This window comes from Mesonia ostreae (assembly GCF_031845265.1).
GTDB classification, from domain to species: domain Bacteria; phylum Bacteroidota; class Bacteroidia; order Flavobacteriales; family Flavobacteriaceae; genus Mesonia; species Mesonia ostreae.
In genome coordinates this window covers 1-9,717 of sequence record NZ_JAVRBG010000026.1, presented here as the reverse complement: position 1 = coordinate 9,717, position 9,717 = coordinate 1, and the positions used below count along the sequence as shown (strand labels likewise).

11 protein-coding genes are annotated in these 9,717 nt (G+C 29.4%); all 11 read right to left on the bottom strand.

Features of this window, described 5'->3' with window-relative positions; translation table 11 throughout:
• Positions 1-428 precede the first annotated feature (428 nt).
• A complete protein-coding gene (locus RLT85_RS14830) occupies positions 429-680 on the bottom strand; it encodes a hypothetical protein (protein ID WP_027127236.1) in 252 nt (83 codons plus the stop codon).
• Positions 681-850: 170 nt separating this feature from the next.
• Positions 851-1,552, bottom strand: a complete 702-nt coding sequence (locus RLT85_RS14825) for a hypothetical protein (RefSeq protein WP_311402828.1) — start codon at positions 1,550-1,552, stop codon at positions 851-853.
• A gap of 254 nt (positions 1,553-1,806) precedes the next feature.
• Positions 1,807-2,112, bottom strand: a complete 306-nt coding sequence (locus RLT85_RS14820) for a hypothetical protein (RefSeq protein ID WP_311402827.1) — start codon at positions 2,110-2,112, stop codon at positions 1,807-1,809.
• A 3-nt stretch (positions 2,113-2,115) separates the two neighbouring features.
• Positions 2,116-2,568 carry a hypothetical protein gene (locus RLT85_RS14815; RefSeq protein ID WP_311402826.1) on the bottom strand — a complete coding sequence of 151 codons (453 nt, stop codon included), beginning with the start codon at positions 2,566-2,568 and terminating at the stop codon, positions 2,116-2,118.
• 137 nt (positions 2,569-2,705) lie between these two features.
• Positions 2,706-3,326: a hypothetical protein gene (locus RLT85_RS14810; protein WP_311402825.1), complete on the bottom strand. Its 621-nt coding sequence runs from the start codon at positions 3,324-3,326 to the stop codon at positions 2,706-2,708.
• Between the two features lie 142 nt (positions 3,327-3,468).
• On the bottom strand, positions 3,469-4,824 hold the full coding sequence (locus tag RLT85_RS14805; RefSeq protein ID WP_311402824.1) for a putative endonuclease domain-containing protein: 1,356 nt from the start codon (positions 4,822-4,824) through the stop codon (positions 3,469-3,471).
• 150 nt (positions 4,825-4,974) lie between these two features.
• Positions 4,975-5,541 (bottom strand): hypothetical protein, encoded by a 567-nt coding sequence (locus RLT85_RS14800; protein ID WP_311402823.1) that lies wholly within the window; start codon positions 5,539-5,541, stop codon positions 4,975-4,977.
• A gap of 156 nt (positions 5,542-5,697) precedes the next feature.
• On the bottom strand, positions 5,698-6,183 hold the full coding sequence (locus tag RLT85_RS14795; RefSeq protein ID WP_311402822.1) for an SMI1/KNR4 family protein: 486 nt from the start codon (positions 6,181-6,183) through the stop codon (positions 5,698-5,700).
• Between the two features lie 258 nt (positions 6,184-6,441).
• Positions 6,442-7,827: a hypothetical protein gene (locus RLT85_RS14790; RefSeq protein ID WP_311402821.1), complete on the bottom strand. Its 1,386-nt coding sequence runs from the start codon at positions 7,825-7,827 to the stop codon at positions 6,442-6,444.
• 165 nt (positions 7,828-7,992) lie between these two features.
• On the bottom strand, positions 7,993-8,718 hold the full coding sequence (locus tag RLT85_RS14785; protein WP_311402820.1) for a hypothetical protein: 726 nt from the start codon (positions 8,716-8,718) through the stop codon (positions 7,993-7,995).
• 208 nt (positions 8,719-8,926) lie between these two features.
• Positions 8,927-9,613: a hypothetical protein gene (locus tag RLT85_RS14780; protein ID WP_311402819.1), complete on the bottom strand. Its 687-nt coding sequence runs from the start codon at positions 9,611-9,613 to the stop codon at positions 8,927-8,929.
• Between the last annotated feature and the right edge of the window lie 104 nt (positions 9,614-9,717).

Genomic DNA, 9,717 nt, shown 5'->3' with positions numbered 1-9,717 from the left:
CAAATTTTATCTCTTTCCATTCTTCATTCCAATAATTTCGTATCATTCTCGATGTTTGTCTTAAATGTTGGGTAACGTGTTTGTGTATGATTAGTGGCGTGTTTCAAGCACCTAATTTAGTAAATAAAAACGGAATAGAAAATCCGCGAGGATTTTCGTAAGTAGGCGAGAACCAGCCATTAATTATACACGGTGTTGGCATTTCGTTTTTTTTTTCATTCCGACTTATTCTTATTCGACTAAATTCCTTTTTTATTTTTTCGAGCGTTTGAGTAAATTCAGTCAGCATTTTATTCCGCAAACTTTTTCAATTCCGATTGAGTGAGCAATTCCGCAACTGGCTAAATTCCGCAATCAATTCGGGTTTTGCTTTTCAGTTCAGTTTCTGATTCCACAAACGAACTAAAAGTCAAACGTTCTGTTTTAAATCACTCTTTTTTATATTTCTTATGTTCAATATTTTTCTTTTCTAAAATTCCATAAAATTTTCGCGGCGATATTTTTAGGTCTTTGGTTATTTCGCTCACTTTTTTCTTTCCTTTCTTATACAACTTTAAATTCTCATTTACTTTTTTGTCAAAGTAGTGTTTTTCGAGTTTCGCAACAATTTGTAATTCAGTCAGATTTGAGTCATTCGCATATTTTTCAATTTCCGATTTAATGTCTTTTAAATTACTCATAAGTCTCATTTTTAACGGTTCTGCTCAATGAATGCCAACGGTCTTGTGTATGATTAGTGGCGTTGTTAAGCAACTAATTTAGCAAATAAAAACCGAATAGAAAATCCGCGAGGATTTTCGTAAGTAGGCGAGAACCAGCCATTAATTATACACGGTGTTAGCCATAGTACTTATTTCCACCAGATTGATATTCCATCAAATTTTGTTGTGTTTGGTATTTTTGTTTTGTCAATTCCTTTTCCATTCCACCAACCATCTTGAAGTTCAGTCTTTTTTATTGTAAACCAAGCATTAATATGATTAACATCTAACACAATATGTTCCATATCAGGCGAAATTTTGTCTGTTGGATAGTACTTAGCTAAATCTCCAAAAGTTGAATTTAAACCAATCTTTTCTGTTGTTTGAAATCTATTATCTAAAATTAAAACTCGGTTTATTTTCGAGTTCGTATTTCCGCTTTGTTTTGGTGTTAGAATCAATACTTTTTCTCCATTCGAGTCATAGATTTCATAATCGTCAAACGTATCATCAGCAAATTCTCCGTAACCAACTTTTTTCTTGATTTGGTCTTTCGGTATTGTATTATAAACATCTGAAATTGTCATTCCTTTTGAGAAAATTCCAACACGATTTTCCGATATATGAAAATTCTCAAAAGTGTAACCAGTCAGTTTTTTTGCTTTTTTCTCAGTTTTCTTAGTTTGTGTAATTTCAATTTCCTTAACATCAGAGTTTTGCTCTTTTTTGCTTAATTCTAATTCTCTTTGTAATAACTCATTTTCTTTTTCAAGCAGTTCTTTTTCTTTTTTTGCATTAGAGTTACAACTTACCAAAAATGCGATTAAAATAATTCCTAAAATGTTCTTCATAAATTTTCCTTTGTATTGTGGCTAACGGTCTTGTATATGGCTCGTAGCGTGTAAATTAGCAATTATTTTCGGATTATGCACAAGCCAAATTTTTAAATTTTACTATTTATCTTTTTTATTGGAAATCGTCAAATTTAAAAATTTGGCGACTTTCCAAATATGCCTTAACTTTGATTAAGCAACTGCCCAGCTATGAGCTATATACGTTGTTGCCACACGTTTTTTTTCGCAATCTAAAAGCAATTCACAATTCCTTATTTTTTTCTTTTAATTGTCAAAATAGTATAAATTCCAGCTATTGCAAGATTTACCCAAAATTGCCAAAATGCAGGCATTAAAATTGCCATTATAAATAAGAATATTGTCAATGTGGACAGAGAAATTAACTGTCTATTTTTTCTGATGACAGTCAATAATTCAGTCGTTTTTGATTTTATATTCCGCTGTGTACTTCTCTTTTCTGGAAATAAACTTACTCCCATTTCTACAACATTCATATTCTCAATTAAAGCCCAACCAATTGAATTGGTTCCTAAATCTAATCCTAATATTCTACTCATAATTTATCCGATTTCTAATTCGCATACTTTTCCGTTTTCGGTAGAGTAATGAATTTTTAGTTTTTTCTTTTTGTAATGATGAACTTTTGCCTCAACAACGTAATCCCAAACCCACATTATTCCGTCATTTTTAATTTTGTTTGGTTTTCCAATCAATTTTTGAATCTGTACTTCATCAAAATTGACAAATTTTTTCAGTCCGTTTTCTTTTACGCGTATCATTTTGACAAAACTATTTTTTATGACATATTGAATTCCGCTCTCCATTAAAATCCAACCATTTTTTATTTTCAGGTTTTGATTCTTATCTTCATTGTCATAATATTCAGATATTTCTTGTCCATTTAGCTCTTGAATATTTTCTCCAATATAAATTCCGCCAAAAGAGGTTGATTTTATATCAAATTCCTTTGATAAAATGACCTCTGGGTTTTCTATGAATTCTGTTTTTTTCAAATGTGTGGCAACGTTCTTGTATAACAATCAGTTGCGGGTTGGTTAAAAACTAAGATAGCTAAAATTACCGACTTTTATGCTTGCGCGGTTGTGTCCGCAGGACACAAAGCCGCAATTGTTGTTATACGTTGTTGTGCCTAGTTATTTTTTCCTATAACTGCTCTGCATTTATCTTCGATTGCTGTAATTGCATTGTTCAATTCTTTTTCAATTTCATCTTCGCCTTTAAATACATTGTATAAGACTTTATTGTTTTCTTTCATTATTTGAAGTTTGAATTCTTTATCGTGTTCAAATTGTCCAAGCTTTACCATTGCTATCAGGTCAGAGGCAGAAAATATTCTATTTATTGTTTGCGAAAATTTATCAAAATATTTTTCATAATCCTTTCCATAAACTGTAATGAATCTAAATTTTAAACTTTGAAGTTTCTCTATTGGTTTTTTATTTCGCTGAAACCTTTCACGAGTTACGTATGCCTGGTTGAATATTTCAGTTTGTTCTTTTATTTCATTTTCACTTTTTTCTCTACTAGAACCTTCGCTCCCAAGTCCAATTGGACTTCTAATAATCTTTATAGCTTGATGTGCTTCATACATATTTGATAAAACTTCTTCTGCTAATTCGTATTTTCTTTTCCATCTAGCTTCTCTTCTCCAAGAATTAATCCCATATATAGCAACACAGGAAGCAGTTATGATTGAGATACTTTTTAAAATATCAAAAATCAATTTCCAATCTATTTCAGTATAATTCAAACTCTAAATTTCAGTTTTTTAATTAGGCACAACGTTGTTGTATAAGATTAGTTGCGTGTTTTAAGCACTAAAGTTAGTAAATAAATCACAGATTGAAAGTCCGAAAGGACTTTCGTAAATTGGCTTTTACCAGCAATTAATTTTATACGGTGTTGTACCTAGTTTTTATTAATTCAACTGTTTTTTGTAAATCCTCATCATATTTTACTTCTAGTAGTTCACATCCATTCCGTTTACACTTTTTCTTTTTTATTTTATCTCTTTCAACGGTTTTTAAAAAACCTTCTTTTCCTCCAAAATATGTTACAGGTTCATAATGTTGTTTTCCATTATATTCTATAGCAAGATTTAGTTCCCTAATATAAATATCAATTCTTTGTCTTCCTAACCAATCTGGACTGTATTGAGTAATTACTTCGTAATTAGGAAAAGCATTTTGAATTAAATTATAAAGTAAACTTTCATTATAAAGACTACCGACAATATTAAATCCTTTTTTACTCCTAATTTTATTTTCGATAGACCTTAAGTTCCTTTTTATTCTCTTATAGTATTCGCGAATGAGTTTTTCTGATATGTTAACGGAATTCATTCTATTTCGGACATTATTCGCTACATTACCATTAAAACCATCTTTTTCCCATCTTTCCAAAATTTTAATACCTAAAACATCAAGTTTAAATTCAGGATATATATTATCCGTTTCTAAAGATTCTTCAAGAAAATTTAATTCAAAAAAATCTTTTACTTCTTCATTAGTTAAGGAATTAATAAATTCTAAAAAATCTTCTGTTTCTAAAATTTCATTTGTGCTATCTGAAACTTTGAAATTAAATGAAGGGTTTGAAATATAAGTTATTGAAAGAGGTATAGTATTATTGTTAAGTAGATAATTTTGGATGTCTTTTTTTTTTATACTTATTCCATCTGTAATTGAAATTATACTTAATTGAAAAGGATTTAGCAATTTTAATTTTTGAAAAGCATCTAAAATTTCATTTGGTCTTGCTTCAGACCTTACAAGAAATTGAATTCTTTCCAAGATAGTAAGCCAATCATTTTCCGAAAAGGTTTCAAGGTAAAGCTTGTCAAACTTTATTAAATCGTCAAATGATTTCAAGTGTTCAAACAGCTTTAGTGTATAAAAACTATATCTAACTGATGAATTTTTATTTAAAATCTTTATTTTCTGACCATTTGGAATTATTAACACTTCTACCCATCGATAACCATTTGTGTTTTCATAAACTCTTGAGCAAGGATAACATCTTGAATTACTGATTAAAAAGTTTTTATTCTCAAAATTTACTAATCTAAAAATCTCATTTGAATCGTCTGTAAATCCAATTGGATGATTAATTAAATCTAAATCTTCAATTTCTAATTTATTACCATTATTTGTGTGATATTCTGAATATGAATTCATCTCGAAATGAATTGATTTTAAATCAATATTCAAGAAATTTTCATAGCATTTATTTATTTTTTCAAATGTCATTCTAAATTAGGTACAACGTGTTTTTGTATGGAAAGTTGCGTTTTAAATGAACGGCATTTTTCCGCAGGAAAAATAGAGTTTATTAAAAAAGCAACAAACTTTGATTAAGCCGAATTTAGCAATTTTTTATACAAGGTGTTGTACAACGTTTTATTTCTTTTTGTATTCCTTTATTTTAAATGTTTCGTCACAAAAATTATAAGTTTTCCATTTTCCAATTTTTCTTCCATTCAACCATTTTCCTTCTTTCCATAATTTTAAATTTCCCTCTTTTTTATTTGAGTTATACTCTTTTTCATAACTTTCAATTAAAGTTTTTTTATTAGAGTTTAATATTTGATAAAGAGTGGTTTCAGGTTTTAAATCAATTTTTGTTGTTTCAATAATTCTATAGAGTTGATTCTTATTATTGAATTGTTTTTGATAAATTAAATTCCCAAAACTACCATAAAAAACTTCATAAAATAATCTCCCTTTTTTGTCAAATAATTGTTGTTTCCCACTTACAATTTCATAAGTATATTCTCCATATTCATAAACTAAAAATTTAGAAATTTCTTTAATTTTTCCGTTTCTAAATTTTTTGATTTTAACTATTGAATCAATTGGTTTCAAATTTTGTGTTAATTCAACAAATTTTTCGGAATGTTGAGAATGAGAAAATTCAGCCTTTATAAAAGCTAAAAATGTGAATATTATTACAAATTTTATTTTCATTCTTTATGTTGTACAACGTTTATGTATAAGAATAGTTGCGGGTTTGTTTGCGAGGATTTTCCGAAGGAAAATCAGACGTTACAAACACGCAACGACCTTTGTTTTAGCCACTAAACCGCAATTATTTTTATACGGTGTTATGTGCCGTATTTTGGTTTAATATTCGTATTCTTTCAGTTTATTTATGAAATCTTGAAAATTATCAGACAAAACAGTAATCACAGGACTGTCTCCATATTCAAGTTCTATATGCACAATTTTCGGTTCTCCATTTTGATTCAATTGTGTTTTGTCGAAGCAAATCCACCAATGGCCATCACAATCCAATGTCACATATTTTGATTTATCAAGTTCCCATTCATCCAAAAGTTCCGTGTTTTCTTCTAAATCGTAATCTCTGGTCTCATTTCGAATTCCAGAAATTCCTCGCACAGTTAATAAGTCGTCTGAAAATGGAACTTTTATTCCTAATGAACCTATTGGATAAGCGGAATAGTTTAGATAACCACCATTCTGAAATCTCAACAACTCAAGATATGATTCAGGAAATTTAATATTGTACTTCTTTTCAACATCTAATACAGAAGAATTATCAAGAGGTTTTATTTCTTGTCTTAATTCCTTGAAAAATCCATCTTTCATAAATTCAATTTGTTTTTGGTAACGGTTTTGTCATATGGCACATAACGTGTTTGTATATGAAACGTAGTGCAGAAAATTGGCAGTTACGTTTCGGATTAGCACAAGCCAGATTTTTAAATTTTTCTAATTATCTTTCTTTTCTCAATTAGCCAAATTTAAAAATTTGGCGACCTCGCAAAAATGCCCGAACCTTCGTGTTAGCAACGGCTCGCACTATGTTTTATATACGGTGTTGGCAACTGGCTTTTCACAATCTTGTTATTGGTCAAAGTATAATTGAAAATGACCATTTGGTCTTGTCAAACGGAATGTAATCTCTTCCAATTTCCATTTACGACCAATCCATTCGTCTTGTTTAAATTCTTCATCTTTAATTTCTCCTAAATTATCTATATCGTTTCCTAATATACTATTTAATTCTTTATATAACCTTTGAATTTCCATCGAGTAAACTTTATGATTGCTTGGTCCATTTTGACTTAATAATATATTAGCGTTGCTATTGTCATTTGGCAATAAAACCATAATCTTATTAAAGAAGCCGAAGAAAAAAAATGGGACATAATATGTACGCAAAACAGCATCTTCCATAACTTCTTCATAATATTCTTCCGATTTAATGATTTCAAATGGTATTCTGAAATTTAAAATAGGGTCATTTATTTGAAGGTATTTTTGGTAATAATCTACAAATTCAGATGGTTTTAATACTAAAGTATTAATGTTTAGTTTTTCATATATGACTTTCGTTTTCTGAAATGACTTATTATCATTAATAACATAAAAATCACAAGTGGAAGCAAAAGCTGAATGAAATGCATCTTCTGTTGTATTCTTAAAGGTTTCTTTTCTGCCTTTACCAATATTTACTTTGTCTTCTTGAAAACCGTGCATATCAAGTAAAATATACTCATTGGTAATTTCATTAAACCATTCAGGTGCATTTTTACTGTTGTCTACAAATTCATTTGGCGTAACACCTAATTTTTTATAATTATCATCAATAATTTTATATGGATTTTCTGAATTATAGATTTTATCACGATTAATACCAGTTCCATTCTGAACTGTTTTCCTCAAATCTTTATAACCATCCGATTCATTCAAGTTTAAATTCATTTTGCTGAAACTTTGAAAAAAACCTTCCATTGTAGGGTTTTCACGTAAACCAGGAAACATTTGCTCTATTTGTTTTGCACTTTCAGGATTGTCAAACGCCTGTTTAAATGATTCTTCAATTGGAATTGATTTTAATAAACCAAATAATGCCTTCCCAATTGGTTTGGTTAATTCATCTTTTTCAAAAATGTTCATTAATCCGTCCAAGCTGATGTCTTTGAATAAGTCTTTTTCATCAATTCTTTGCTGGAAAAGTTCTTCAGGTGGATAAAAGTCCAACACAACTTCTTTTCCTGTGTTCATTAAACATTTATCTTTTGTAATGTCAGAAATGAAGTCTAAATCGGATTTAATGTATTTTTTTTGCTCATCTGTATCTATAAAGCTCGAAAAAATATCTCCAATGTGCGATGTAGAGAATGGTATAAATAATTTGTCGTTGTCAAAAATTATTTCTTTTAGCTCGCTATGCTTTCCATTTTTAATTTGTGACAAAACGTTCCAATCGAAATAAATTTTAATCATAAGCAGGATGTTTTTTTAGCTTGTTGCCAACGACGTATTTGTATAAGATTAGTTGCGTTGTTTAAGCAACTAATTTAGCAAATACAAACCGAATAGAAAATCCGCGAGGATTTTCGTAAGTAGGCCTGCACCAGCAATTAATTTTATACGGTGTTGTAGGCAGTTTTATTTCGACATAATATAATTCTTTGACATATTTAATATAAGTTTTTTAGCATCTTGTATATTCATAGTATTAGTTGGTATTCCCCAACCTAATTCTCCGTGTCTTGAGTTTATTCCCAAAAGTCCAAAATTATTAGCAGTTCCTGTAAATGCTTTTATGTCATTTTTCGTATATCCACATTTAGTTGTCAGAGCATCAAAATCTTGAGAGTAAAATTTTAAAGTATCATATATTGCATACAAAGTAATCCAATTCAGCTTGTTTCCAGAAAGTAAAAGTAAACTTTGAACATCTTTTTCACTTTTAGAAAGAAAAGTCGAATAAGTTATAAAATGAGCATTTTTCAATTTCGCTTTTTTCACATTGTCTGTCACTGGGTTTGACGGAAAAGGATTAATTGGTAGTATATCTACTGTATTAAGTGGTGTTAAGTTTTCGTGAGTTACCCAATTAGTTAATCTTGTAAAACTAACTTGTGAATCCCAATCGTGATTAACAAGATTAATATTTACAGCACCATTGTAAAGATTGAGAAGAAATAGTCCTTTTCCCCAAATTTCATTTCTATCGGTTAATTGCGTTAGGTATTCTGAAAAGAAAAAGTATTGAGGTGGCATATCATCTTCTTCGAGAGCAATTATGGAAAATTCTTCGCTATTCAATGAATCGTGCGAATAATGAATCGAATATGTGTTGTTAATTCCAAAAATTTTTCTGTCAGCCATATTGTTGCTTTAATTGCCTACAACGGTCTTGTATATGGCTCGTAGCGTGCAAATTAGCGATTATTTTCGGATTAAGCACAAGCCAGATTTTTAAATTTTACTACTTATTTTATTTTTTGGGAAGTTGTCAAATTTAAAAATTTGGCGACTTTCCAAATATGCCTTAACTTTGATTAAGCAACTGCTTAGCTATGAGCTATATACGGTGTTATGTGCTGGCTTTATTTTTTTTGTTCATTATTTTTTCAGCTGTTTCAGATAGAAAATCAGTCAATTTATCAATCAGAGTTTTTAAAAAGTCTATGGATTCAATTGTTACTTGTGATTTTTCGGTATCAAACGAAATTCCGCTCGAATTTTCAATAAATGTCAGAACATCATTTTTTGGTGATTTTAATATTCCATTGTTGTGAGCTATTGAATTTCTAATCAATTGATATTTTTTAATTTCAACCCATGTTTCATTTAAATCATCCAAATTCACGTCTAGCACATTTGTTATATACTTTCTGCATTGTCCAATATAACCTTGTCCGTTAATGTCTTTAGGTCCAATTTTTAAATTTTCAACATTTTGACACCATTCACAGAGACTGAAAAATTTATTTTCAAAAGTTGAGTAAATTGTCAGATAAATTGATTGATTAAGAATGTTAGGAAATTCCGAACTGTTTATAATTTCCATTTCGTAAATATCAAATGCATCTGGTACTTCAGGATTGTGCGCGTGCTTTTTGTTCCAAGCGTGATATTTTTTATCTAATTCTTTTTCTTGTCGAAGAATCATTTCCACAGAGTTATCCAAGAATTCTTTTATTGGGTCAAATTTGAAATCCAATAGAATTCTTGTGTTATCAAGAAAGTCATATTTTCTACTTAATTTTCTGAATGACATAGTTTGGTTTTCAGCTTGCACATAACTGTTTTGTATATGGCTCGTAGCGTGCAAATTAGCGATAACTATTCGGTTAAGCACGAGCCGAATTTTTTAATTTTCTT

Excerpts from the sequence above, each read along its gene's own strand:
- RLT85_RS14820 (WP_311402827.1), bottom strand. The coding sequence starts at position 2,112 with ATGAGTAGAATATTAGGATTAGATTTAGGAACCAATTCAATTGGTTGG.
- RLT85_RS14790 (WP_311402821.1), bottom strand. The coding sequence starts at position 7,827 with ATGATTAAAATTTATTTCGATTGGAACGTTTTGTCACAAATTAAAAAT.
- RLT85_RS14805 (WP_311402824.1), bottom strand. The coding sequence starts at position 4,824 with ATGACATTTGAAAAAATAAATAAATGCTATGAAAATTTCTTGAATATT.
- RLT85_RS14830 (WP_027127236.1), bottom strand. The coding sequence starts at position 680 with ATGAGTAATTTAAAAGACATTAAATCGGAAATTGAAAAATATGCGAAT.
- RLT85_RS14785 (WP_311402820.1), bottom strand. The coding sequence starts at position 8,718 with ATGGCTGACAGAAAAATTTTTGGAATTAACAACACATATTCGATTCAT.
- RLT85_RS14795 (WP_311402822.1), bottom strand. The coding sequence starts at position 6,183 with ATGAAAGATGGATTTTTCAAGGAATTAAGACAAGAAATAAAACCTCTT.
- RLT85_RS14800 (WP_311402823.1), bottom strand. The coding sequence starts at position 5,541 with ATGAAAATAAAATTTGTAATAATATTCACATTTTTAGCTTTTATAAAG.
- RLT85_RS14780 (WP_311402819.1), bottom strand. The coding sequence starts at position 9,613 with ATGTCATTCAGAAAATTAAGTAGAAAATATGACTTTCTTGATAACACA.
- RLT85_RS14825 (WP_311402828.1), bottom strand. The coding sequence starts at position 1,552 with ATGAAGAACATTTTAGGAATTATTTTAATCGCATTTTTGGTAAGTTGT.